The organism is Micromonospora sp. NPDC049201, assembly GCF_055586805.1.
On the sequence record NZ_JBVJHM010000018.1, the window covers coordinates 17901 to 42308 of the forward strand.

Here is a 24408-nt window from a genome sequence, read left to right on the forward strand (position 1 = left end):
TGGGTCCCTTCCTCAGAAGACCGGGATGTAGAAGAGGGCGGCGAGCACCACGGCGACGACGCCGAGCAGCACCGGGGAGCGGTACCAGGCCGCGTCGCCGGCCAGCGAGTCGTCGGCGAGAGTGGTGTCGCTGAGGCCGTACACCAGGCCGGTCAGCTCGTCGTTCGTCTTCGGCCGGGTCAGCGGCGTGATGATCGCGGCCACCACGGCGACGGTGACGAAGGCCAGGCCGGCGCCCCAGAAGCTCTCCTCCAGGTCCGAGTTGAAGCTGATCACGCCGGTCTTGTAGAGCACGTACGTCGCGACCGCCACCACGGTGCCGGACAGCAGCGACCAGAAGCCGGCCAGCGCGCTCATCCGCCGCCAGAACATGCCGATGATGAACGTGCCGAACAGCGGCGCGTTGAAGACCGAGAACAGCGCCTGGATGTAGTTCATGATGTTGCTGAAGCCGGCCGCGATGAACGCGGTGCCGATGCCCACCACCACCGCGATCACGGTGGCGATCCGGCCGATCTTCACGTAGTACTCGTCCGGGCGGTCCCGCCGGAAGTACGCCTGCCAGATGTCGTACGTGAAGACGGTGTTGAACCCGCTGACGTTGGCCGCCATGCCGGCCATGAACGACGCCACCAGGCCGGTGACCGCGATGCCGAGCACCCCGTTGGGGAGCAGGTCGCGCATGAGCAGCGGGATGGCGTTGTTGTAGACCAGTTCGCCCTGGTCGGCGCCCAGCCCCTTGACCGTGATCAGGGCGATCAGGCCGGGAATCACGGTGACCAGCGGGATGAGCAGCTTCGGGTACGCCCCGATGATCGGCGTACGCCGGGCGGCGCTCATGTTCCGCGCCGACAGGGCGCGCTGCACCTCGGCGAAGTTGGTGGTCCAGTAGCCGAAGGAGAGCACGAAGCCGAGGCCGAAGACGATGCCCAGCCAGTGCGCGCCGAGCGGGTTGTCGGTGCTGCCGGTGCCCTGCCAGGCGTGCAGACCGGCCTCGCCGAGCTTGGACTCGCGTACCGCGTCCATCAGGCCGCTCACGCCGCCGACCTTGACCAGGCCGATCACCGTGATCGGCACCAGGCCGGCGATGATCACGAAGAACTGGAGCACCTCGTTGTAGATCGCGCCGGAGAGTCCGCCGACGGTGATGTACGCCAGCACGATCGCCGCGCCGACCACGATCGCGATCCAGAGCGGCCAGCCCAGCAGCGCCTGCATGATCAACGCCAGCGCGTAGAGGTTGACGCCGGCGATCAGCACCTGGGCGACCGCGAAGCTGATCGCGTTGAGCAGGTGGGTGGGGCGGTTGAAGCGCAGCCGCAAGTACTCCGGCACGCTGCGGACCTTCGAGCCGTAGTAGAACGGCATCATCACGATGCCGAGGAAGACCATCGCCGGCACCGCGCCGATCCAGTAGTAGTGCACCGTCATGATGCCGTACTGGGCGCCGTTGGCGGCCATGCCGATGATCTCCAGCGCGCCCAGGTTCGCCGAGACGAACGCCAGACCGGTGACCCAGGCGGGCAACGACCGCCCGGACAGGAAGAAGTCGACGCTGGTCTTGATGGCGCGACGGGCGGCGAAGCCGACCCCCAGCACCGTGACGAAGTAGAGCGCCAGGATCAGGTAGTCCAGGGCGTTCATGTTCAACCGTAGGCCGCTGCCCATGCCTGTTGCTCCCCTCGTGTGGGTGCGTGCTGCGGCGGCAGGTACCCCGATCGCGACGTTTCATGCCTACTGTTCGATCCGCCGTGCGCGACGGAGCCCCGACCGGGTGACCGGCCGGGGCTCCGTCGCGGGTGCGGGGCGTCAGCGACCCAGGACGCGGTCCAGGAAGTCGCGGTAGCCGCGCACCGCCACCCGGAGCTGCTCGGTGTCCCCGGACTCCTGCCAGGTGCCGAGCCGGCTGCGCTGCTCCCGCAGCGCGGTGGACAGCGCCTCGATCGCCTCCTCGACGAGCGACTCCGCCTCGCCGACCGCGGCCTTCGGATCGTCCACGAAACGCAGCTGGACGTCGCGCCAGCGGTCCCGGAAGCCCTGCGCCGCGTCCGGGTCGAACAGCGTGGCCGCGTCCGCCGGCACGGCGCCGGACGTGGCCCGGCCCGCCCCGGCCACCGCCGCGTCCGCCGCGTCGCCGGTCGGCGTCACGCCCGCCGCGTCGCTGGCTGCCACCGCGCCCACCTCGCCGCCGGTCACGGTCGCGCCCGCCGCGCCGCCGGCCGCCGTCGTGCCGCCGGTCGCCGTGCCCGCCGCGATGGCGGCGTCCCGGTCGACGGTGTCGTGGTGCCGGCCGGAACCGTGGGCGTCGGCGCCCGCCGGGACCGGCACGGCGTCCGGGTCGACCAGGCCCGGCTCGGGGCTGCCGTAGCCGACCGCGCCAGCGGCCACCGCGTCGTCGGAGTCCCGGTCGGCGGTCACCCGGTCGTGGCGCCGGTCCGCGTCGGCGGTCACCGCGTCGTCGTCCCGGTCGGTGACGTCCGCGTCCCGGTCCGCGTCGGCGTGCTCGGCCGCCCAACGGTCCCGGTCGTGCAGCCGGTCCCCGGCGGTCGGGTCGGCCCGCTCGTCGTCCAGCGGTTCGGTGCGGCCCGGGGCGCCGTCGCCCGGCGCGGCGGTGTCCTCACCACGCGCGTCCCGCTCGTCCTGCGGACGACCGCCGGCCAGCGCCGAGGCGGCCACCGCGTCGCCCACCGTGGCCGCGCCGAACGCCGTCGGCAGCGGCGCCGGCTCGTGGAAGGCGGGCCGCTCGCCGTCCCGCGTCCCGTCGGCGTCGTCCGACCGGTCCGCCGCGTCGCGCAGCTCGTCGGCGTCGTACGCCCGGGTCTCGTCGGGCCGGGCGTCCGGCCCGTCGGTCACCGCCGGGTCGTCGAACGTGCCCCGGTCGTCAAGCGCGTCCTCCGGAAGCTCGGCCCGGCCGGCGCGGTCGGTCCCCGACCGGTCGGCGTGGGCGCGGTCGTCCGGCGGCGGGACCGGCACCGGCGCGGATCGTACGGTCTCCGGGTGCTCCGGCGTGACCTGCTGCTCTTCGTGGCGCATGGCGGCGGCTCCTCAGCGGCTCGTGGCGTCGTGCTCGGGATCGGGATCGGGGTGGCGCTGCTCCGGCGACCGCTGGCCGACCGGGTCCGCGCCGAGCAGGTCGGCGAAGAGGGCCCGGTAGTGCACCAGCGCCTGGCGGAGATCCTCGGTGCCGGCCTCGCCGCGTTCGTTGCGCTGCCGGATCTCGTGGGCGTCGCGGTAGTGGGTGAGCGTGCGGGCGTGCTCGACGGAGAGATGGGCGATCTGGTCGGAGAAGTCCCCGGTGGGGTATCCGCGCTCCGCGATCAGCTGACTCACCAGCTCGTCGGCGTCGCCGACGGTTTCGGCCGGCGAGTCCACGAAACGCACCTGGAGTTCCTCCCAGGCGGCGGCGTAACGGGCCCGGGACTCCGGGGTGAGCGGCGTCAGCTCCAGCTCGGCGTGCCGGCGCTCGCGCTCCCGCAGCTCCCGCTCGGCGGCGCCGCGGCTGTCCTGCTCGGCGACGACCCGGTCGTACTCCGGGCCGAAGCGCTGCCGCAGCGCCCGTCGGCGGTTCGCGACCAAGGCGAACGCGACCAACGCGGCGACCACGGCGACGACGATGACTATGACGACTACCTGGGTGGGCGACATGGCTCCTCCTTCGCCAGCTGGTATTCCCTCCTCCGGGTGATCGCCAATCCCGTTCCGGGGCACTTTCCCGGGTCGGGTGCCCGGCGCGGGGTCCGTGGCCGCCGGTCCGGCCATCCGACGGGGGTCCGACGGGGCCCGCCAAGACCATCTCGGACCGTAGTGAGCGGCGAGACGGCCGGTAGTGCATCCGTCGGGGATTACGTATCCTGCCCAAGGCGTCCGGGCCGGGTCCCGGCGTCGTGGCCGTCGACCCGACGGCCACTGCCGGCGCCACCCAGCGAACCTTCCCGGGCGAGGTCTGATTGAACACCCGCGACTGGCCGATCCGCGCCAAGCTGACCGCGCTGGTCATCGGCCCGGTGACCGGGCTGCTGGCACTGTGGATCTTCGCCACCACGCTCGCCTTCGGGCCCGCGCTCGACCTGCTCGCCACCCGCACCCTGCTGTACGACCTGGGCCGGCCGGGCGAGAACGTGGTGGCCGAGTTGCAGCGGGAACGGCGGCTCTCCGTGGTCCAGCTCGCCGGGGACGGCGTCCTGCCGGAGCTGGCCGCGCAACGCGACCGCACCGACCGGGCCGTCGCCGAGCTGCGCCGCCGGATCGACGGCGAGGCGTTGCGCGACGCGGCCGACGACCAGCTCGACGCGCGCCTCGACCAACTGGGCTCGGCGCTGGAGGCGCTCCCCGCGGGGCGGGTCTTCATCGACGACCGGAAGGTCGACCGGGCCGGCGCGGTCGGGCTCTACAGCGGGATGATCGGTTCGGCGTTCCAGGCGTTCTCCGCCATGGCGATGCTGCCCGACGTGCGGCTCAACCGGGAGGCGTCGGCGCTCACCGCGCTGGGCCGCTCCCGGGAGCTGCTCGGTCAGGCCGACGCGCTGCTGGCCGGCGCCGTCACCGCCGGCCGGTACGCCGACGGCGAGCACGAGCAACTGGTGCGCACCGTGGAGAACCAGCGGTTCCTGGCCGAGAACGCGGTCGCCGACCTGCCGCCCGACGAGCGGGCCGGCTACCAACGACTCACCGAGGGCATCGCGTTCCTCCGGCTGCGCGCGCTCCAGGACGCGTTGATCCGGGCCGACGACCTCCCCGCCGGCTTCGACGTCCGGGCCTGGGAGGCCGGCCACGCGGAGGTCTGGCAGGGCCTGCGGGACTTCGAGCTGCGCGGCGCGGACAGCCTCGCCGAACGGTCGGTGCCGATCGCGGTACGCATCCTGGTCCAGCTCGCCGCCGCCGGCGTGCTGGGCCTGATCGCCATCGTGGTCTGCGTGCTGGTGGCGCTGCGGGTCGGCAGGTCGCTGGCGCGCCGGCTGACCGGCGTCCGCACCGCCGCGACCGAGGTGGCCGAGCAGCGGCTGCCCGACGTGGTCGCCCGGCTGCGCCGGGGCGAGGAGGTCGACGTCGACCGCGAGGCCCCGGAGCTGGACCACGGCGGGGACGAGATCGGCCAGGTGGCGCGCGCCTTCAACGAGGTACGCCGGACCGCCGTCCGGGCCGCGGCCGACGAGGTCACCCTGCGCCGCGGCTTCAACGAGGTCATCCTCAACCTCGCCCGGCGCAGCCAGGGGCTGGTGCACCGGCAGTTGGCGCTGCTGGACCGGCTGGAACGGCGCACCGAGGACCCGGACGAGCTGGCCGGGCTGTTCCAGGTCGACCACCTCGCCACCCGGCTCCGCCGGCACGCCGAGGACCTGGTCATCCTGGCCGGGGCCGCGCCCGGCCGGGGTTGGCGCCGGCCGGTCGCCGCGGTGGACGTGATGCGCGGGGCGATCTCCGAGGTCGAGGCGTACGACCGGGTCGACGTGGGCGAGGTGCAGCCGGCCGGGGTGCTCGGCCGGGCCGTCGGCGACGTGATCCACCTGCTCGCCGAGCTGATCGAGAACGCGACCGCGTTCTCCCCGCCGGGCACCCGGGTGGACGTCACCGGCCGGACCGTGCCGGGCGGCTACACCATCGAGATCACCGATCGAGGGCTCGGCATGTCGCCGCCGGCCATGGCGACCGCCAACCGCAAGCTGGCCGCCCCGCCCGAGTTCGACCCGACCGACAGCGCCCGGCTGGGCCTGTTCGTGGTGGCCCGGTTGGCCGCGCGGCACGGCGTCCGGGTGGAGCTGCGCCGGGGCCGGCCGGCCGGGACGATCGCGGCGGTCCTCGTCCCGTCGGATCTGATCACCGACGAGCCACCGGTCGGCCCGGACGCCACGGCCGGCCCGGAGCGCCGCCGGATGGCGAAGGTGAGCCGGCTGACCACGGTGCCCCGCGGGCGGCCCACCCGACCGGGCCGGGAGCGTCCCGAGTCCACCGTCATCCCGTTGCCGGCCGCCCGGGCCTCGACCGTGGAACCGCCCGCCGACGGCGACGGCCTGCCCCGGCGGGTGCGCCGGCGCGGCCCGGCGCGACCCCGCGCGGTGGTCACCGACACCCCGGCCAGCCGCCCGCCGGAGGAGGCCCGCCGCACCATGTCCGCGTTGCAGGCGGGCACCGCGCGCGGACGCCGGGACGGCACGCGCGCCACCGGCAACCCGACGGTCGCGCGGATCCGGGGCGCCGTTCCCGACCCGCCCACCGATGTGCCGGCGGACCCCGGTACGCCGGCCACCGCGCCGGAGCCGGCCCCGGAGCCCTCCCCGCCGGCGCCGGACCAACGAACCGCGACTGAGAGGGACGCCTAGTGGTGCACACGACGCGGCAGAACGCCGATCTCGACTGGCTGCTCGACGACCTGGTGGAGCGGGTGCCGGCCGCCAGCCGGGCGGTGGTGCTCTCGGCGGACGGGCTGCTGCTCGGCGCCTCCACCGACCAGGACCGCACCGACGCGGAGCACCTCTGCGCGCTGGCCTCCGGCTTCTCCGGGCTGGCCAAGGGGGCCACCCGGCACCTGGGCGGCGGCGCGGTCCGGCAGACGGTGGTGGAGATGGAGTCGGCGTACCTGTTCGTCACCGCCGCCGGGCAGGGCGCCTGCCTGGCCGTGGCCAGCGACGCGGACGCCGACATCGGCCTGGTGGCGTACGAGATGGCGATGCTGGTGATCCGCGTCGGGGAGAACCTGGCCGCGCCGGCCCGGGTCCCGGGGGAGCCCAGCGATGCGAGCTGAGTGGCCCGGGCCGCAGCACGAGTGGCTCGACGCCGATGCCGGCCCGGTGGTCCGTCCGTACACGCTCACCGGTGGCCGGGTGCGCCCGCCGGTCGACGGGTTCGACCTGCTGGCGTTCGTGCTGGCCACGTCCGCGGCCGAGCCGGCCGGGGTGCCCGGTCTCCAGCCGGAGCACCGTCGCCTGGTGGAGCTGGCCCGGCGGCCGAAGGCCGTCGCCGACCTCGCCGCCGACCTGGACCTCGCCGTGGGCGTGGTCCGGGTGCTGCTCGGCGACCTCCTCGCCCATGGGTTCGTCGCGGTGCACCGGCCACCGGCCACCGCGTACCTGCCCGACGACAACATCCTCAAGGCGGTGGTCAATGGACTCCGTGCGCTTTGACCCGGATTCGGCCGCGTCGCGGGTGCCGCTGGCCCTGAAGATCCTCATCGCGGGTGGCTTCGGCGCCGGCAAGACGACGCTGGTGAGCGCGTTGAGCGAGGTCCGCCCGTTGCAGACCGAGGAGGTGCTGACCGGGGCCGGTCTGGGCACCGACGACGTCTCCGGGGTGGAGCAGAAGTCGACCACCACGGTGGCGATGGACTTCGGCCGGATCACCATCAACGACGACCTCCAGGTCTACCTGTTCGGCACCCCGGGCCAGGACCGCTTCTGGTTCCTCTGGGACGAGTTGGCGTTCGGCGCGCTGGGCGCGGTGGTGCTGGCCGACACCCGCCGGCTGGCCGACTGCTTCCCCTCGATCGACTACTTCGAGCAGCGGGGCATCCCGTTCGTGGTGGGGGTCAACTGTTTCGACGGCTCCCGGCGGTTCGGCCTGGAGGCGGTCCGCGACGCGTTGGACCTCGACCCGGACGTTCCGCTGGTGCTCTGCGACGCCCGGGACCGGCAGTCCGGCAAGCTGGTGTTGATCACGCTGGTCGAGCACGTGGCCCGGCAGCGCGGCGAGCCGGTGCCGGTGGGCTGATCCGGCCCGCCGGTCGGGGCGGCGTTCGACGACTGACCGGGCGACCGCCCGGGAAGCCTGGTTGGATCGCAGCAGGACCGACGGAAGGTGGGAAGCGGTGGCGGGGCAGCACGAGGTCGTCCACATCGGGGGCTACACGGCGGAGTCGGACGGGCGGGCCGAGGGGATCGTCGCGGCCCGGCGTGACCCGACGACCGGGGCGCTGACCCCGCTCGGCACCGTGGCGGTCACCCCGTCGCCGTCGTTCCTGGCCCGGCACCCCGGGCAGCCGGTGCTGTACGCCGTCAACGAGCTTCCCGAGGGCGGGCTGAGCGCCTTCCGGGTGGCCCCGGACGGCGGGCTCACCGCGCTGGGCGTACGCCCGACCGGCGGGGCCGAGCCGTGCCACCTCGCGATCGCGCCGGACGGGCGGCACGTGTTCGTGGCGAACTACGGCGGCGGCAGCCTGGCGGTGTTCCCGCTGGACGCCGACGGCGTGCCGGGGGAGCGCACCGACCTGGTGCGGCACGAGGGGCACGGCGCCGATCCGGAGCGGCAGGAGGCGGCGCACTGCCACATGGTCTCGCCCGACCCGGCCGGCGGGCCGCTGCTCGCCGTCGACCTGGGCACCGACTCGGTCTACCGGTACGACCTCGACGCCGCCTCGGGGCGGCTGGTGCCCCGGGGCCCGCGGCTGCGGACGCCGGCCGGCACCGGGCCGCGGCATCTGGCCCGGCATCCGGACGGGCGGCGCTGCTGGCTGGTCGGTGAGCTGGACGCCACGGTCACCGGGTACGACCTGACGCCGGACGGGCTGCGCCAGCGGGTCCGGGTCGACGCCAGCGGCCGGACCGGGCACGTGCAGCCCGCCGGGGTGGCGGTCGGGCCGGACGGCCGATTCCTCTACGTCAGCAACCGCGGCGTCGGCACGGTGGCCGTCTTCGCGCTGGCGGGCGAGACGCCGGAGCTGGTGGCCGAGGTGGACGCCGGCGGTGGCTGGCCCCGGCACTTCGCGCTGGCCGGATCGCACCTGTACGTCGCCGACGAGCGGGCCGACCTGGTGCGGGTCTTCCAGGTGGACCCGGCCAGCGGGGTGCCGGAGCCGGTCGGGGAGCCGGTGCCGGTGGCGAGCCCGACCTGCGTGCTGGTGTGACGGAGTGGTCACGCAGCGCGCGATCCGCAGTGGACGGTGGCCGCCTCGGTCACTGATTCCTAACTCAGCGTACCGAATTAGTGATCAACTGTTTCTCCTGCGTAACTTTCGTCCGAACGGTTGTGGCAGTAACCCCACGAGATACGCAAGATGGTCATCGTGTCTGGCCGCCATCGCATGCGTCACAACCTCCGAGGAGCAGGCGCCGCCGCAGCGGCGACCGCGCTCGTCGCTGTCGTAGCCGGTTCCTGGTTCGGTTACCAGCAGCTGGCCGGCCCGAACTGCTCGGGCCGGATCGAGCTGTCGGTGTCGGCCGCCCCGGAGATCGCGCCCGCGGTGCAGGGGGCCGCTGACGAGTGGGTGGCCAACGGCGCGGCGGTCGGCGGCACCTGCATCGCGGTGACCGTCGCCTCGGCCGAGCCGGTCGACGTGGCCGCCGCCGTGGCGGGCAAGCACGGCGCCACGCTGGCCGGCGTCGGGCAGGCCAGCGGCACCGCGGTCACCCCGGACGTCTGGGTGCCCGACTCCTCGACCTGGCTGGTCCGGCTCAAGGCCGGCGGCGCGAGCGCCTTCGCCCCGGCCAACGGCGCCTCGATCGCGCGCAGCCCGGTGGTGGTCGCGCTGCCCGAGCCGGTGGCCACCCGGATCGGCTGGCCGGACAAGGAGTTCCGCTGGTCCGACCTGCTCCAGCAGGTGACCGCCAGCAAGCCGCTGCGGGCCGGGATCGTCGAGCCGACCCAGGACGCGGCCGGTCTGTCCGGCCTGCTCTCGCTGACCGCGGCGGCCAGCTCCACCGGTGAGGCCGGCTCCCCGAAGGCGCAGGAGGCGATGGTCGGGGCGCTGCGCGCGCTGGCCACCAACCGCTCCTCGCTGCGGCAGGACCTGCTCGCGCGGTTCCCGCGTTCGTCCGACCCGACGGCCATCGCCAACGGGCTGGGCGCGGCGGCGCTGTCCGAGGAGGACGTGATCGCCTACAACAACACGAAGCCGCCGATCAAGCTCGCCGCGCTCTACCTCGACCCGCCGCCGATCCCGCTGGACTTCCCGTTCGCGGTGCTGCCCGGCATCGAGCCGAGCAAGGCGTCGGCCGCCCGGGTGCTCTTCGAGGCGCTGCGCTCCGCCGACTTCAAGGACCGGCTCGCCGCGCAGGCGCTGCGCGCGCCGGACGGCAACTGGGGTCGGGGCTTCCAGGCCCCGACGGGCGCGCCGAGCCCGTCCAACGGTGGGGAGAAGCAGGTCCCGCCGTCCGGTCAGGGCGGCGCGGCCGACCTGGACCCGGTCGCCATCTCGACGGCCACCACCACGTGGTCGGTGGCCACCCAGTCCGGTCGGATGCTCTGTGTCGTCGACGTCTCCGGTTCGATGAAGAAGCCGGTGGCCACCGCCAACGGCGCCAGCCGGGAGCAGGTCACGGTGGCCGCCGCCGGTCAGGGGCTGGGGCTCTTCGACGACTCCTGGTCGATCGGCCTGTGGACCTTCTCCACCAACCTGAAGGGTTCGCAGGACTGGAACGAGCTGGTCGGCATCCGGCCGCTGTCCGGCAACCGGGGCGAGTTGCAGCGCGGGTTGGCCTCCATCCGGCCCTCCAGCGGCGACACCGGCCTGTACGACACCATGCTCGCGGCGTACAAGAAGGTCCAGCAGGACTGGGAGCCCGGCAAGGTCAACTCGATCGTGCTCTTCACCGACGGCAAGAACGAGGACGACAACGGCATCTCGCAGAAGGGGCTGCTGGATCAGCTCAAGAAGCTCCGGGACGACGAGCAGCCGGTCCAGGTGATCATCATCGGCATCGGCAACGAGGTGAACCGGGCCGAGCTGAAGTCCATCACGGACGTCACCGGCGGCGGCGCGTTCGTGACCACCGACCCGAGCAAGATCGGCGAGATCTTCCTCCAGGCGATCGCGTTGCGGCCACCCGCGCCGCGCTGATCCCGCACTCAGCGATAATCTTCCGCCGTGCCGTCGATCCGGTGCGGCGGAAGACTTCCCGGGTCAAGACCTGGGAAGTGAACTGACGGTAATGTGTCCGAATCAATCGGTAACCATAATTGTCCTGGCATGATGTCCGGGTGCCTCGACCGCAGGCCCTCCAACCGGGGGCCGGGCGGGGACGGGGCGGTCCTGAGTTAAGTGGGGAGGACCGGTGACCTCGGCGACGTTGTTGACCCCTGCCAGGACGTCGCGTCCCGGGGGTGATCGACCCGGTACGACGACGCGAGCCGCGGAGCGGGCCTACATCCGGGTCCTGGTGGTGCTCGACACCGCCGTGCTGGCCGTGGCCATCCTGGCCGGCTACCTGGCCCGGTTCGGTGACGAACAACCCACCGGGTCCGAGATCCCGTACGTGGTGGTCGCCCCGGTGCTGCTGCTGGTCTGGTTGGTGTCGCTGAAGGCCATGCGCTGCTACGACGACCAGGTCCTCGGCTACGGCGCGGACGAGTACCGCCGGGTCAGCTCGGCGAGCCTGCGGCTGGCCGGCGGCATCGCCATCGCCGGCTACATCGCCGACGTCGGGGTCTCCCGGGGCTTCCTGGCCATCTCCTTCGCGGTCGGCACGATCGGTCTGGAGGTGGCCCGGTTCGCGGCGCGCAAGCGGCTGCACCGCGCCCGTGACCGGGGCGCGGGCTGGTCCCGCAAGGTGCTTGTGGTCGGCGACACCGCGCACGTGCTGGAACTGGTGCACACGCTGCGCCGGGAACCGTACGCCGGCTACCAGGTGGTCGGCGCGTGCATTCCGGACGCGCTGCTCGCCCCGGTGCCGCAGCGGCTGGGTGACGTGCCGGTGGTCGGATCGTTCCGGGGCATCCCGGAGGCGGCCACCGCGATCGGCGCGGACACGGTCGCGGTCACCGCGTCCGGTGAGCTGACCGCCACCCGGCTGCGCCGCCTCGGCTGGCAGTTGGAGGGCACCGGTGTCGACCTGGTGGTGGCCCCGGCGCTGACCGACGTGGCCGGCCCGCGCATCCACACCCGTCCGGTGGCCGGCCTGCCGCTGATCCACGTCGAGGCGCCCGAGTTCCGCGGCGCCCGCAAGCTGGTCAAGGGATTCGTGGACCGGTCGCTCTCGCTGATCGCCCTGCTCCTGCTCTCGCCGCTGCTGGGGGTGCTCGCGCTCGCCATCAAGCTGGACAGCCGGGGGCCGGTGCTGTTCCGGCAGACCCGGGTCGGGCAGGGCGGCGAGGAGTTCGGCGTCTTCAAGTTCCGCACCATGGTGGTCAACGCGGACGCCCTGCTCGCCGAGCTGGCCGCGCGCAACGAGACCGACGGCCTGATGTTCAAGATGCGCGACGACCCCCGGGTGACCCGGACGGGCCGGCTGCTGCGCAGGTGGTCGCTGGACGAGCTGCCCCAGCTCGCCAACGTGCTGCTCGGCCACATGAGCCTGGTCGGCCCGCGCCCGCCGCTGCCCTCCGAGGTGGCCCGCTACGACGGCGACGTGGCACGCCGGCTGCTGGTCAAGCCCGGCATGACCGGCCTCTGGCAGGTCAGCGGCCGGTCCGACCTGAGCTGGGAGGACGGCATCCGGCTCGACCTCTACTACGTGGAGAACTGGTCGCTCGCGGCCGACCTGACCATCCTCTGGAAGACGTTCGGCGCGGTGCTGGGCAGCCGGGGCGCCTACTGATCCTGCGGGCCCAGCCAGTCCAGGCAGACGACCACCGCGTCGTCCACCAGGTCACCGGCGACGAAGGCGCGCAGGTCGCCGATGAGTGACCGGACCGCGTCCAGCGGCTCCATCGGGCCGGTGCGGCGCAGGAACCGGTCCAGGGCCGACTCGCCGTAACGGACCCGGTCCGCGGTGGCGTCGATCACGCCGTCGCTGACCACGAAGAGCCGGTCCCCGCGCTCCAACTGGAACCGCTGCTCGCGGTAGTCGGTGCCCTCGAACATGCCGAGCGGGAACTGCTTCTCCAACGCCTGGGACGTCACCTCGCCGGCGCGCAGCCGGATCAGGTGCGGGGAGCCGGCGTCCACCGCGACCAGCGCCCCGGTGGCCAGGTCCAGCTCCATCAGGAGCACGGAGAGGTGCTGCTCGCCCCGGTGCTGGGCGTAGACCGCCTGGTCGGCCAGCGCGGCCTGGTCGGCCAGGGCCAGCCCGGCGCGGCGCGCGTTGCGCAGCGCGTACGTGGCCAGCGAGGTGAGCAGCGCCGCGGCCACCCCCTCGCCGAAGCCGTTGAGCACCGCGAGCCAGAGCCGGTGGCCGTCGTCGGACCAGTCGAAGCTGTCGCCGCGCACCGCGTACGCCGGCTCCAACTGGCCGGCCAGGCTGAACGACGGGCGGATGCGGCTGCGACCGGGCAGCAGCTCCCACTGCATCTCGGCGGCCAGCGTGAGCCGCTTGCTGCGCCGGGCGCTCAGGTAGATGTCGGTGGTCGAGGTGACGGCGGCCACCTCGTGCCCGAGCACGGTGGCGACGGTGTCCAGCTCGCGGCGGGCGGCCGGGTCGGCGGGCACCGGCGAGACCCGGAGCACGCCGCGTCGTTCGCCGCGCATCCCCACCGGGAACCAGCCGGTCCCGTCGGCGAACACCGGCTCCTGGTGGTCGAACGCGTACCAGGCCGGGTGGCCGGGGCCGGTCAGCGCCTCGCCGCCGCCCAGCGGCAGCAACTCGGCGAGCCGGTAGTCGACCTGGTACAGCTCGGTCCGGGTGATCCCGTACGTCCGCCGCAACTCGTCGGCGAGGCGCGCCACGATGAGATCAGTCGGCGCGTCCGTCACGTTTCGGCGGACGCGCGCCTCCGCTTCGCTCATCTTTGCTCCTTTGCACAGGTCGCCGGGCTGGGCCGGGGGGTAGTCTCGGGCCCACCATGACCGAGGAGCCCGGTCCCGTGGGACCCGAAGCGAGTATGTCCGCCGCCCTGGACGAGGCGGCGGGCACCCTGCTCTCCGTCTGGGAGGCGGCCCGGGAGCGGACCACGAGCCGCCTCTCCAGCGCCCAGTTGCGCGCGGTGATGGTCGTCGAGCAGTACGACGGGATCAACCTCCGCCGGCTCGCCTCGCTGACCGACATGCTGCTCTCCTCCGCCAGCCGGCTCTGCGACCGGCTGGTGGCGGCCGGCATGCTGGAGCGGGAGCCGGGCCGCTACGACCGCCGGGAGATCTCGCTGCACCTCACCCCGGCCGCCAACCGGCTCCTGGCCGAGCTGCGCGCCGACCGGCGACGCCGGCTGGCGCGGATCCTGGCCGGGATGAGCGCCGAGGGGCGGGTGGCGCTGCTGCGCGGGATGCGGGAGTTCGACCAGGTCGGTCGCCGCGACGAGGCGACGGTGGCCGAGGACTGGCCGGTGCTGCGCCCCTCCGGGGAGCGGATCGGCGACCCGCTGGTGGGTCTGGGCGCGCCGCCGGCGCCCGGTCGACCGGGCGCGCCCCGCGGGCCCGTCGAGCCGGTCCCGCCCGACGGCCCCTCGGCGGTCCGCACCGCCTGACACCGCGGCCCGGCCGTTCGCCGACACCGGCGCCGGCCCGCGGCGGCGGGAGCGCGCCACGCCGGTCAGCCGGCCGCAGCCGCGGCCCGCGCCGTCCGCAGCCGCGCGGCCACCCGGGGATACTCGGTCAGGGCCCCCTCCAGCGTGGCGAGCACGTCGTCCAGCAGGCGGCGGCCACCGCGGGCGGTGAGCGCCTCCTCCTGCCACCGGACGAAATCCCGCAACAGCCGGTCGTCGTCGACCCGTACCGCCGCCACCAGTGCGTCGACCAGGTGCGCGATGCCGGAGGCGACGTCCTCGACGCTCTCCTGCGGCGGATCCACCGCGCCCAGCGCGAGCCGGACCAGGTCGCGCCGGCGGTGCAGCACCGCCACGTACGCGTCGTCCTTCGGGGGCGGCGGCGGGCCGGTGTGCGTGCCGGCGGGCAGCGGCCCGGCCAGCAACCGCACCGCGTCCCGCGCGCTGGCGCCCCACGCCGCCGCGCCGATCGCCGTCGCCCACCGGCCCTCGGGGCCGAAACCGGGCCCGCCGACCAGCACCGGCACCCCGGCGGCCCGACTGGCCTCGACCATCCGCGCCGCCCGCACCAGCCGGTTCGGCTGCACGCAACTGAGCAGCACCGCTTCCGGGCCGGTCTGGTGCAGGTAGGAGACCAGATGCCGGGCCGGCACACTGGCCCCCAGGAACGTCACCCGCCAGCCGGCCGCCCGGACCACCTCGCTGACGATCCGGGCGGCCAGCGCGTGCCACTCGCCCTCCACGCAGGCCACTACCACGAGGCCGTGGCGCGGCGCGCCGACGCTCGCGCCGAGCGCGTCCACCACCAGCTCACTGACATGGGTGGCGGCATGTTCCTGGGCGACGCTCCACGAGCCGGTGAGCCACCGCCGGCCGATCTTCCGCTGCGCCACCGCGACCAGGTCGACCAGGACGTCCGCCACCGAACAGCCGCCGGCCACCAGGTCGCGGGCGAGCGCCACGGCGCCGACCCGGTCGGCCCGGTCCAGGTGGTCGAGGTACGCGGCGAGCGTCTCCGGCCCGATCCGGCAGGACGGGCTCACGCGGCGGCCACGGCCAGCATGGCGATGTCGTCGTGCGGCTGCCCGTCGAGCCACTCGTCCACGAGTTGGAGCACCCGGTCGACGAGCGCGGCCGGTGGCAGCCCGGCCCCGGAGGCGAGCGCCTGCCGCAGCCGGTCGTCGCCGAACATGGCCGGCTCGGTGGGGCCGCCCCGGGCCTCGGTGACCCCGTCGGTGTAGGCCAGCAGCAGGTCACCGGGGGCCAGCCGCACCTCGACCTCGGCGAACCGGGCCGCGGTCAGCGCGCCGACCGGCATGCCGCCCACCCGGACCGCGTCGATGCCACCGCCGGCGCGGACCACGAGTGGCGCCGGGTGCCCGCCGCCGGCCATCCGGACCAGCAGCCCGCCGTCGGGTTGCCGGCTCAGCGTGCCGAGCAGGAGCGTGGTGAACTGGGCCCGCGAGGCCGCGCCCGGCGCGTCCAGCAGCGCGCGGTTGAGCAGCTCCATCAGCTCCCGGGGGCGCTGCTCGACCAGCCGCAGGGTCTGCAACGACTGGCGTACCCGCCCGGTCAGCACGGCCGCGCCGACGCCCTTGCCGCAGACGTCGCCGAGCGCGAACAGGCCGCCGTCGCCGGTGGGGAACAGGTCGTAGAAGTCGCCGCCGATGCGCAGGCTGTCCCCGGCGGCGCGGTAGCCGCCGGCCAGCGTCATCCCGGGCAGGCGGGGCAGCTCCGGCGGGAGCAGGCTGTTCTGGAGCACCCGGGCCAGGTGGGTCTGCTCGCCGTACAGCTCGGCGGCGGCCAGCGCGGCGCCGGCCCGGCCGGCGAACTCCCGGGCCAGCGCGATCTCCCGCTGGTCGAAGCCGGCCCGGTCGGGGCGGCGGGCCAGGACCAGCGCCCCGGCCGGCCCGCCGGCGCTGGGCATCGGGCTGATCAGCACGGTGCCCGGCCGGCCGAAGTCGGCGGGCAGCACCTCGGCCAGGTCGGCCAACTCGGCGTCGAGCCAGGGGCTGGGCGCGGTCAGGTCGCCGTCGAGCGCCTCGACCAGACCGGGGACGGACTCCACGGTCCGCCACCCGGCCACGCCGGTGATCGGCCCCGAGTCGCCGGTGGCGTACCGGATCCAGTGCGGCTCGTCCTCGGCCGGCAGCGGCGGTCGGTGCACCACCACGGCCACGTCGGCCAGGTAGGGCACCGGCAGGGCGACGGCGGCGCGCAGCGTCTGGTCCCGGTGCAGGGAGAGCCCGAGCCGGCTGCCGGCCTGGGCCAGGAACGCGGTCCGGGAGCGTTCGGCGAGCAGTGCGTCGGTGCGGGCGTGTTCCTCGGTGACGTCCCGCACATACCAGGCGCCGCGCTCCCCGGCCAGCCCGCGCCGCAGACCGCGCAGTCGCCGGCCGAGGTGCTCGGTCTCGAACGTGGCGGCGCCGTCGCGGGCCGCCTCGGCCAGCGCGGACACCTGGCAGCCGGCCAGGCCGATGCCCGGTGTCAGCTCGGGGAGAAGCTCCGCCGCCATGGCGTTCACCAGGCTCACCACGCCGGCCGGATCGACCGTCACGACGGCCTCGGCCAGCCCGTCCAGCAACTCTCGGGCGAGCCGGTCGTCGGCCGGCAGCGCGACCCCGGCCACTCGCCGGGGTCGTTTCCGCCAGCCGTGTCCACCGCCGCTGACCGGCCCGGCGACACCGTCCCGGCGTGTGGCGGTCACCGCCGCTGGCCGGGCGCTTCGGTCGGTCGACCCGTGTGCATGCTGTCGGTGCACTCCTCGTTCGTGGACAGGTTGCCTGACGGCAAGCGTACCGAGCGGGAGCGACGAATGCCCGTCGAGGAATGCGCGAGGTCCTGCTCAGCCGGTGGCGGCCCGGGCGAGCCAGCCGACCGGGCGGTCGACGATGCGGCGTACCACCGAGGTGGCGCCGCCGACCGCGGCCGACTGGGCGCCGAGCGCGGCGGGCCGCACCGTGACCGGTGACCAGGCGGCGGTGAGCACCCGTCGGGAGATCTCCGCCACCACCGGCGGGCACAACCACGGCGCGAGCGGGGCGTATCCACCGCCGAGCACCACGGTGTCCAGGTCCAGCAGGTTCACCACGCCCGCCACCGCCACCCCCAGCGCCACCCCGGCGTCGGCCAGCGCGGCCAGCGTGGCCCGGTCCCCGGCCCCGGCCAGGTCGGCGAGCCGGGTGGCCGCGGTGTCGGCGGGCAACTCCGCGCCGGGCAGCCCGGCGGCGGCGAGGATGGCCTCCTGGCCGGCGTACTGCTCCAGGCAGCCCTGGCCACCGCACCGGCAGGGCCGCCCCTGCGGCTGGACCGGGATGTGACCGATCTCACCGCTCCAGCCGCGCGCGCCCCGGTAGAGCGCGCCGTCCAGCACGATTCCGGCGCCGATGCCGATCTCGCCGGTGACGTGCAGGAAGCTGCGCGGGCCGGGCGGCCCGGCATACAGCTCACCCAGCGCCGCCAGGTTGGCCTCGTTCTCCACCACCAGCGGCGGGACACCGTCGACCGGCTCGACGAGCGGACGCCCGGCGAGCAGCGCCGGCACGTCCACGTCCCGCCAGCCGAGGTTCGGGGCCAACCGGACCAGGCCGCCGTCGCCCACCAGGCCGGGCACGGCCAGCGTCGCGCCGGCCAGCGTCAACCCGTCGCGTACGGCGGCGGCGCGCGCCTCGGCGGCCAGCGCGGTGAGCCGGTCGAGCGCGTCGGCGGGGGAGACCGGCCGCAGGTCGGCGCGACGGACCAGGTGGTGCCGGACCGTGCCGCCCAGGTCGACCACGCAGGCCGCCAGGTAGTCGACGTTCACCTCCAGCCCCAACCCGGCCGGGCCGTCCGCGGCGAGCACCAGGCCGCGCGCCGGCCGGCCCGCCCCGGTCCGCGGGGCCGGCTCCGCCTCGGCGACCAGCCGCCCGGCGATCAGGTCGTCGACGACGGCGGAGACGGTGGCCCGGGTCAGGCCGGTCCCGGCGGCGAGCCCGGCCCGCGACGGGGGCCGGTCGGCGGCGGCGATCCGCCCGAGCACGACCGCGAGGTTCAACTCGCGCAGGCTGCCCTGCCGGACCGCTCCGGCGGTGCTGGCGCTGGTCACCACTTGACACTGCCACATCCCCGCCATTTAATTCAACCGCTGAACAAATCGCGGACGACACCACCACCGGAGGTCCCCATGGCACCCCGTCCCACCCCCGCGGACAAGTTCTCCTTCGGCCTCTGGACCGTGGGCTGGACCGCCCGCGACCCGTTCGGCGACGCCACCCGGCCCGAGCTGGACGCCGTCGAGGCGGTGCACAAGCTCGCCGAGCTGGGCGCGTACGGGATCACGTTCCACGACGACGACCTGGTTCCGTTCGGCGCGGACGCGGCCACCCGGGACGCCCGGCTGAGCCGGTTCCGCAAGGCGCTCGACGAGACCGGCCTGGTCGTGCCGATGGTCACCACCAACCTCTTCACCCACCCGGTGTTCAAGGACGGCGGCTTCACCAGCAACGACCGCGACGTGCGCCGTTACGCGCTGCGCAAGGTGCTGCGCAACGTCGACCTCGCCGCCGAGCTGGGCGCGAAGACGTTCGTCATGTGGGGCGGCCGGGAAGGCGCCGAGTACGACCTGTCCAAGAACATCGGCGCCGCGCTGGACCGCTACCGCGAGGCCGTCGACCTGCTCTGCCAGTACGTCGTCGACTCCGGCTACGACCTGCGCTTCGCCATCGAGCCGAAGCCGAACGAGCCGCGCGGCGACATCCTGCTGCCCACCGTCGGCCACGCGATCGCGTTCATCTCCACCCTGGCCCGCCCGGAGATGGTCGGGCTCAACCCGGAGGTCGGCCACGAGCAGATGGCCGGGCTCAACTTCGCCCACGGCATCGCCCAGGCGCTCTGGCAGGGCAAGCTGTTCCACATCGACCTCAACGGCCAGCGCGGCATCAAGTACGACCAGGACCTGGTCTTCGGCCACGGCGACCTGCTCAACGCGTTCGCCCTGGTCGACCTGCTGGAGCACGGCGGCCCGGACGGCGGCCCCGCGTACGACGGCCCGCGGCACTTCGACTACAAGCCCTCCCGGACCGAGGACATCGCCGGGGTGTGGGCGTCGGCCGCCGCGAACATGAGCACCTACCTGCTGCTCAAGGAGCGGGCCAAGGCGTTCCGCGCCGACCCCGAGGTGACCGAGGCACTCGCCGCCAGCCGGGTGGCCGAGCTGTCCACGCCGACGCTGAACCCGGGCGAGGGCTACGCCGAGCTGCTCGCCGACCGGACCGCGTTCGAGGAGTTCGACCCGGAGGCCGCCGGCGCGAAGGGCTTCGGCTTCGTCCGGCTCAACCAGCTCGCCGTCGAGCACCTGCTCGGCGCGCGCTGAGGCGGGCCGCCATGCCGCTCGTCGCCGGGGTCGACTCGTCGACCCAGTCCTGCAAGGTGGTGGTCCGGGACGCGGAGACCGGCGCGCTGGTCCGGCAGGGCCGCGCGCCGCACCCGGCCGGCACCGAGGTCGACCCGTACGCCTGGTGGGACGCGCTGCGCGCCGCGGTCGCGGAGGCCGGCGGGCTGGCCGACGTGGCCGCCGTCTCGGTCGGCGGCCAGCAGCACGGCATGGTCTGCCTGGACGAGTCGGGCGAGGTGGTCCGGCCGGCGCTGCTGTGGAACGACACCCGATCCGCCGACGCCGCCCGGGAACTGGTCGACGAGGCCGGCGGCGGGGAGACCGGCCGCCGGTTCTGGGCCGACGCCACCGGCGCGGTGCCGGTGGCCAGCTTCACCGCCACCAAGCTGCGCTGGCTGGCCCGGCACGAGCCGGCGAATGCCGACCGGGTGGCCGCGGTCTGCCTGCCCCACGACTGGCTGACCTGGAAACTGGCCGGTGCGCCCGGGCTGGACGCGCTGCGCACCGACCGGGGCGACGCCAGCGGCACCGGCTACTGGTCACCGCGCACCGGCGAATACCGGCTCGACCTGCTGGAGCAGGCGTTCGGCCGGCGGATCCGGGTGCCGGTGGTGCTCGGTCCGGCCGAAGCGGCCGGGCACCTCGACCCGACGGCGCTCGACGGCGGTTCGGCCGCGCGCCCGGCCGGTGCCGCGCGCTCGTCCGGCGACGGGGCAGCCGGCGCGGTCGGTCCGTCCGGCGGCGCCGGGCCGGTGCTGCTCGGCGCGGGCACCGGGGACAACGCCGCGGCGGCCCTCGGCGTCGGCGCCGGTCCCGGCGACGTGATCGTCTCGATCGGCACCTCCGGCACCGTCTTCGCGGTCGCCGACGCGCCGGCCGCCGACCCGGGCGGCGCGGTGGCCGGCTTCGCGGACGCCACCGGGCGGTTCCTGCCACTGGTCGCCACGCTGAACGCGGCCCGGGTGCTGGACGCCGCCGCGACGCTGCTCGGTGTCGACCTGGACACGCTCGGCGAGCTGGCGCTGTCCGCCCCGGCCGGCGCGGACGGGCTGGTGCTGGTGCCGTACCTGGAGGGGGAGCGGACCCCGGACCGGCCGCACGCCACCGGCAGCCTGCACGGCCTCACGCTCGGCACCTCGACCCCGGCGCACCTGGCCCGGGCCGCCGTCGAAGGGCTGCTGTGCGGACTGGCCGACGGCCTCGACGCGCTGCTCGCGCAGGGCGCCCGCGCGGACCGGATCATCCTGGTCGGCGGCGGTGCCCGTTCCGCCGCGGTCCGGCGGATCGCGCCGCAGGTCTTCGGCCGCCCGGTGGTGGTCCCGCCGCCGGGCGAGTACGTCGCGGACGGCGCGGCCCGACAGGCCGCCTGGGTGGCGCTGGGCGGCACCGCCCCGCCCACCTGGTCCATCGGCGACACCGAGGAGTACACCGCCGAGCCGGTCCCCACCATCCGCACCCACTACACCCACGCCCGGGGGTAAGGCCGGGCCCCCTGTTAACGCCTCGCGCATAACAGGGGGCCCCGCTTAACAACAAGCACCGGGGGGTCGCGCTGCGCGAGGGGCGCGGGCCTGGTTGGCTGCCGGCATGAGCGGCACGAGGGTCTCCCGGCGCGGGAACGCGGCGCACCGGTTCTACAGCGTCGTGGTCTTCGTCGTGCTCGCCTCGCTGGACAACGTGGCGATCGGCCTGGTGCCACCGCTGTACGGGCCGATCTCCGGCGCGCTCGGCGTGCCGCAACGGCTGCTCGGCCTGGTCACCGCCGTCAGCTTCCTGGTCAGCGCCGTGGCGGCGGTGGGCTGGGCGTACGTCGGGGACCGCACCAACCGCAAGCCGCTGCTCATGGTCGGCACGCTGATCTGGGCGGTCGGCACCGGCGGCAGCGCGCTGGCCGGGCACTACTCGACGTTTCTGGTCGCCCAGCTCGTCGCCGCGGTCGGGCTGGGCGCGGTCGGCTCGGTGGGCTTCTCCGTGGTCACCGACCTGATCTCGCCGCGCCGCCGCGGCCTGGTGATGAGCTTCTGGGGCCTGTCCCAGGGCGTCGGCACGCTGGCCGGCACGCTGGTCGGCGGACTGCTCGGCGCGACCGACTGGCGGCGACCGTTCCTGCTGCTGACCTTCGTCGGCCTGGCCGCCACCATGGCGTACCTGTTCACCTACGACATCCGGCGCGGGCAGAGTGAGCCGGAGCTGGCCGAGGCGTTGGACGCCGGCGGCGAGTACGACTACCGGATCAGCCGCGCCGACCTGCCCCGGATCCTGGCCCGGCGGACCAACCGCTGGCTGATCCTCCAGGGCCTCACCGCGCAGGCCGCGTTCGGCTCGCTGGTCTGGCTGCCGGTGCTGTTCAGCCAGCGGGCCGAGGCGCAGGGCTACTCGGCAGCCACCGCGGTGGTGGTGGGCAGCGTCTTCGCCACGCTGTTCCAGCTCGGCGGCGTGCTCTCCATCGTGGGTGGGCTGGTCGGCGACGCGCTGCAACGGCGTACCCCGAGTGGTCGGGCCCGGGTCGCGGCCGTGGGCGTCCTCGCAGCCGTGCCGTTCTACCTGGTCCTGTTCTTCGTGCCGCTGCGCATCGACGTGCCGGACGGCGGCAGCTCCGGCGCGGTGGTGGCGGCGGTGCTGTCCAGCGTGCTGACCGAGCCGACGATCGGGCTGAGCCTGCTCACCGCCGTGGTGGCGCTGGCGCTCACCTCGGCCAACTCGCCCAACTGGTTCGCGCTGATCGCCGACGTCAACCCGCCCGAGCACCGGGGCACGGTCTACAGCCTCGGCAACCTGGTCAACGGCGTCGGCCGGGCGGCCGGCAACGGGCTGGTCGGGGTGGCGTTCGCCGCGCTGCGGGTGGCGTTCCCGCCGCCGTTGAACTACGCGGTCGGGCTGGCCGCGTTCCAGCTCTTCTTCGTCCCGACCGGGATCATGTACTGGCTGGCGGCCGGGACGTCCCCCCGCGACATCGCGCAGGTGCACGACCTGCTGCACGCCCGCGCCGACCGTCTCGACCGCCGCGACGGCCCCGACCGCCTCGAAGGAGGGGCCCCCTCTTAACAGGTGGGTGTTAAGAGGGGGCCCTGCCTATACCGGAGGCGTTAACAGGGGGCCCCTCCTTACGCCAGCCAGACGGTGACGTCGGTGGGGACCGACGCGTCGGTCAGGGGGGCGCTGGCGGCCAGCACCGTTGCGCCGTCGGGCAGCGGCACCGGGGGCGTGCCGAAGTTGGTCAGCACGGTGAGGCCGCCGTTGGTGAAGGTGAGGACCTCGTCCGCGGAGGAGAGGAAGCGCATCGGGCCCCGGGCCAGTCCGTGCTCCCGGCGCAGCCGCAGCGCGGTCCGGTACAGCTCGTACGTCGAGCCGGGCACCCCGCGCTGGCGGTCCAGCGCGTACTCGGCCCAGATCGGCGGCTGGGGCAGCCAGCTCGCGTCGGTCGGGCCGAAGCCGTACGACGGGGCGTCGGCCTCCCACGGGATCGGCACCCGGCAGCCGTCCCGGCCGCGCTGGGTGTGCCCGCTGCGCGCCCAGGTCGGGTCCTGCCGGGCCTCGTCGGGCAGCGTGGTGTGCTCCGGCAGCCCCAGCTCCTCGCCCTGGTAGAGGTAGGCCGAGCCGGGCAGCGCCAGCATCAGCAGGCTGGCCGCCCGGGCCCGGCGCAGGCCCAGCGCCACGTCCGGCTGCGGGTCGTCGACGCCGATGCCGTTCATCCGGCCGCCGCCGGTGGTCAGCCCGAGCCGGGAGGCGTGCCGGACCACGTCGTGGTTGGACAGCACCCAGGTGGTGGGCGCGCCGACCGCGTCGGTGGCCTCCAGCGAACGGGTGATCACCGCGTACTGGGCGGGTGCGGTCCAGGCGGCCATCAGGTACTCGAAGTTGAACGCCTGGTGCATCTCGTCCGGCCGGACGTAGCGGGCCAGCCGCTCGGCCGGTTCCACCCACGCCTCGGCGACCAGGATCCGCTCCCCGGCGTACGAGTCGAGCAGCCGTCGCCACTCCCGGTAGACCTCGTGCACGCCGTCCTGGTCCCACATCGGCGGCCGGGGCTTGTCCGCCTCGTTGCCGGAGAGGATCTCCTGCGGCTCCTGCCAGTCGGCCAGGTCGGCCTGCTTGATCAGCCCGTGCGCCACGTCCACCCGGAACCCGTCGACGCCGCGGTCCAGCCAGAAGCGCAGCACGCCGAGGAACTCCTCGCGGACCTCCGGGTTGTCCCAGTTGAGGTCCGGCTGGCCGGGGTCGAACAAGTGGAGGTACCACTGCCCGTCGGGCAGTCGGGTCCAGGCCGGCCCGCCGAACACGCTCTCCCAGTCGTTCGGCGGCTCGGCGCCGTCCGGCCCCTTGCCGTCCCGGATGACGTACCGCCGGCGTTCCGGGCTGCCCGGCGCGGCGGCCACCGCGGCGGTGAACCAGCGGTGCGCGGACGAGGTGTGGTTGGGCACCAGGTCGACGATCACCCGCAGGCCGCGGGCCTTCGCCTCGGCGATCATCTGGTCGGCGTCGGCGAGCGTGCCGAAGAGCGGGTCGACGTCCCGGTAGTCGGCCACGTCGTAGCCGGCGTCGGCCTGCGGGGACGGATAGAACGGGGACAGCCAGACCGCGTCGACCCCCAGTTCGGCGAGGTGGTCGAGGCGGGCGGTGATGCCCGGGAGGTCGCCGATGCCGTCACCGTCGGAGTCCGCGAACGAGCGCGGGTAGACCTGGTAGATGACTGCCTCGGTCCACCAGCCGGTGGCCGGGGCCTGCTGCGTCGCGTCGGTGTTCAGCGCCTTCTCCCT

19 protein-coding genes are annotated in these 24408 nt (G+C 74.6%); 11 read left to right on the plus strand and 8 right to left on the minus strand.

All coding sequences use genetic code 11. The features are described 5' to 3' along the window. Nucleotides 1-12 precede the first annotated feature (12 nt). The 3 genes from ACZ6O5_RS29355 to ACZ6O5_RS29365 all read right to left on the minus strand — a co-directional run bounded on the left by ACZ6O5_RS29355 (nt 13) and on the right by ACZ6O5_RS29365 (nt 3645). On the minus strand, nt 13-1668 hold the full coding sequence (locus ACZ6O5_RS29355; RefSeq protein WP_465981340.1) for a sodium:solute symporter family protein: 1656 nt from the start codon (nt 1666-1668) through the stop codon (nt 13-15). A 141-nt stretch (nt 1669-1809) separates the two neighbouring features. Beyond that, entirely contained in the window at nt 1810-3033 is a 1224-nt protein-coding gene (locus ACZ6O5_RS29360) for a hypothetical protein (protein WP_465981342.1), read from the minus strand. A gap of 12 nt (nt 3034-3045) precedes the next feature. Beyond that, nucleotides 3046-3645, minus strand: a complete 600-nt coding sequence (locus ACZ6O5_RS29365) for a hypothetical protein (protein WP_465981344.1) — start codon at nt 3643-3645, stop codon at nt 3046-3048. A gap of 302 nt (nt 3646-3947) precedes the next feature. On the opposite strand from ACZ6O5_RS29365, the gene ACZ6O5_RS29370 reads away from it, so the two are divergent. The 7 genes from ACZ6O5_RS29370 (at nt 3948) to ACZ6O5_RS29400 (ending at nt 12461) form a co-directional block, all read left to right on the plus strand. Further along, on the plus strand, nt 3948-6317 hold the full coding sequence (locus ACZ6O5_RS29370; protein WP_465981346.1) for a sensor histidine kinase: 2370 nt from the start codon (nt 3948-3950) through the stop codon (nt 6315-6317). Then, a complete protein-coding gene (locus tag ACZ6O5_RS29375; protein WP_425786124.1) occupies nt 6317-6739 on the plus strand; it encodes a roadblock/LC7 domain-containing protein in 423 nt (140 codons plus the stop codon). Before ACZ6O5_RS29370 ends, ACZ6O5_RS29375 begins: the two co-directional genes overlap by 1 nt. Then, nucleotides 6729-7118 (plus strand): DUF742 domain-containing protein, encoded by a 390-nt coding sequence (locus tag ACZ6O5_RS29380; RefSeq protein ID WP_396777328.1) that lies wholly within the window; start codon nt 6729-6731, stop codon nt 7116-7118. The genes ACZ6O5_RS29375 and ACZ6O5_RS29380 overlap by 11 nt, the downstream gene beginning before the upstream one ends. Continuing rightward, complete coding sequence (locus ACZ6O5_RS29385) at nt 7099-7701, plus strand: GTP-binding protein (RefSeq protein ID WP_405090947.1); 603 nt, start codon at nt 7099-7101, stop codon at nt 7699-7701. The genes ACZ6O5_RS29380 and ACZ6O5_RS29385 overlap by 20 nt, the downstream gene beginning before the upstream one ends. A gap of 97 nt (nt 7702-7798) precedes the next feature. Further along, nucleotides 7799-8833, plus strand: a complete 1035-nt coding sequence (locus tag ACZ6O5_RS29390) for a lactonase family protein (protein WP_465981349.1) — start codon at nt 7799-7801, stop codon at nt 8831-8833. 156 nt (nt 8834-8989) lie between these two features. After that, nucleotides 8990-10765, plus strand: a complete 1776-nt coding sequence (locus tag ACZ6O5_RS29395) for a substrate-binding domain-containing protein (RefSeq protein ID WP_465981461.1) — start codon at nt 8990-8992, stop codon at nt 10763-10765. 214 nt (nt 10766-10979) lie between these two features. Next, nucleotides 10980-12461: a sugar transferase gene (locus tag ACZ6O5_RS29400; protein WP_465981351.1), complete on the plus strand. Its 1482-nt coding sequence runs from the start codon at nt 10980-10982 to the stop codon at nt 12459-12461. On the opposite strand, the gene ACZ6O5_RS29405 is transcribed toward ACZ6O5_RS29400, so the two are convergent. Continuing rightward, entirely contained in the window at nt 12455-13588 is a 1134-nt protein-coding gene (locus ACZ6O5_RS29405) for a PP2C family protein-serine/threonine phosphatase (RefSeq protein WP_465981353.1), read from the minus strand. The two genes, ACZ6O5_RS29400 and ACZ6O5_RS29405, sit on opposite strands and share 7 nt — an antisense overlap. Nucleotides 13589-13683: 95 nt before the next feature. On the opposite strand from ACZ6O5_RS29405, the gene ACZ6O5_RS29410 reads away from it, so the two are divergent. Next, the gene (locus ACZ6O5_RS29410; RefSeq protein WP_465981355.1) at nt 13684-14262 is read left to right on the plus strand and encodes a MarR family winged helix-turn-helix transcriptional regulator; all 579 of its coding nucleotides are present in this window, start codon (nt 13684-13686) and stop codon (nt 14260-14262) included. Between the two features lie 65 nt (nt 14263-14327). Here ACZ6O5_RS29410 and ACZ6O5_RS29415 read toward each other — a convergent pair whose 3' ends face one another. From ACZ6O5_RS29415 to ACZ6O5_RS29425, 3 genes are all read right to left on the minus strand, one after another. After that, on the minus strand, nt 14328-15323 hold the full coding sequence (locus ACZ6O5_RS29415; protein WP_465981357.1) for a cobalamin B12-binding domain-containing protein: 996 nt from the start codon (nt 15321-15323) through the stop codon (nt 14328-14330). Next, nucleotides 15320-16909, minus strand: coding sequence for a PP2C family protein-serine/threonine phosphatase (locus tag ACZ6O5_RS29420; RefSeq protein ID WP_465981359.1), 1590 nt, complete (start codon nt 16907-16909; stop codon nt 15320-15322). The genes ACZ6O5_RS29415 and ACZ6O5_RS29420 overlap by 4 nt, the downstream gene beginning before the upstream one ends. A 216-nt stretch (nt 16910-17125) precedes the next feature. Continuing rightward, on the minus strand, nt 17126-18391 hold the full coding sequence (locus ACZ6O5_RS29425) for an ROK family protein (RefSeq protein ID WP_465981361.1): 1266 nt from the start codon (nt 18389-18391) through the stop codon (nt 17126-17128). Between the two features lie 51 nt (nt 18392-18442). On the opposite strand from ACZ6O5_RS29425, the gene xylA reads away from it, so the two are divergent. From xylA to ACZ6O5_RS29440, 3 genes are all read left to right on the plus strand, one after another. After that, nucleotides 18443-19630 (plus strand): xylose isomerase, encoded by a 1188-nt coding sequence (gene xylA, locus ACZ6O5_RS29430; protein ID WP_465981363.1) that lies wholly within the window; start codon nt 18443-18445, stop codon nt 19628-19630. Nucleotides 19631-19641: 11 nt separating this feature from the next. After that, nucleotides 19642-21132 (plus strand): xylulokinase, encoded by a 1491-nt coding sequence (locus ACZ6O5_RS29435; protein ID WP_465981365.1) that lies wholly within the window; start codon nt 19642-19644, stop codon nt 21130-21132. Nucleotides 21133-21238: 106 nt separating this feature from the next. Continuing rightward, the gene (locus tag ACZ6O5_RS29440; protein WP_465981367.1) at nt 21239-22696 is read left to right on the plus strand and encodes an MFS transporter; all 1458 of its coding nucleotides are present in this window, start codon (nt 21239-21241) and stop codon (nt 22694-22696) included. 59 nt (nt 22697-22755) lie between these two features. On the opposite strand, the gene ACZ6O5_RS29445 is transcribed toward ACZ6O5_RS29440, so the two are convergent. Then, nucleotides 22756-24396 carry a glycoside hydrolase family 13 protein gene (locus ACZ6O5_RS29445; protein WP_465981463.1) on the minus strand — a complete coding sequence of 547 codons (1641 nt, stop codon included), beginning with the start codon at nt 24394-24396 and terminating at the stop codon, nt 22756-22758. Nucleotides 24397-24408: the final 12 nt, after the last annotated feature.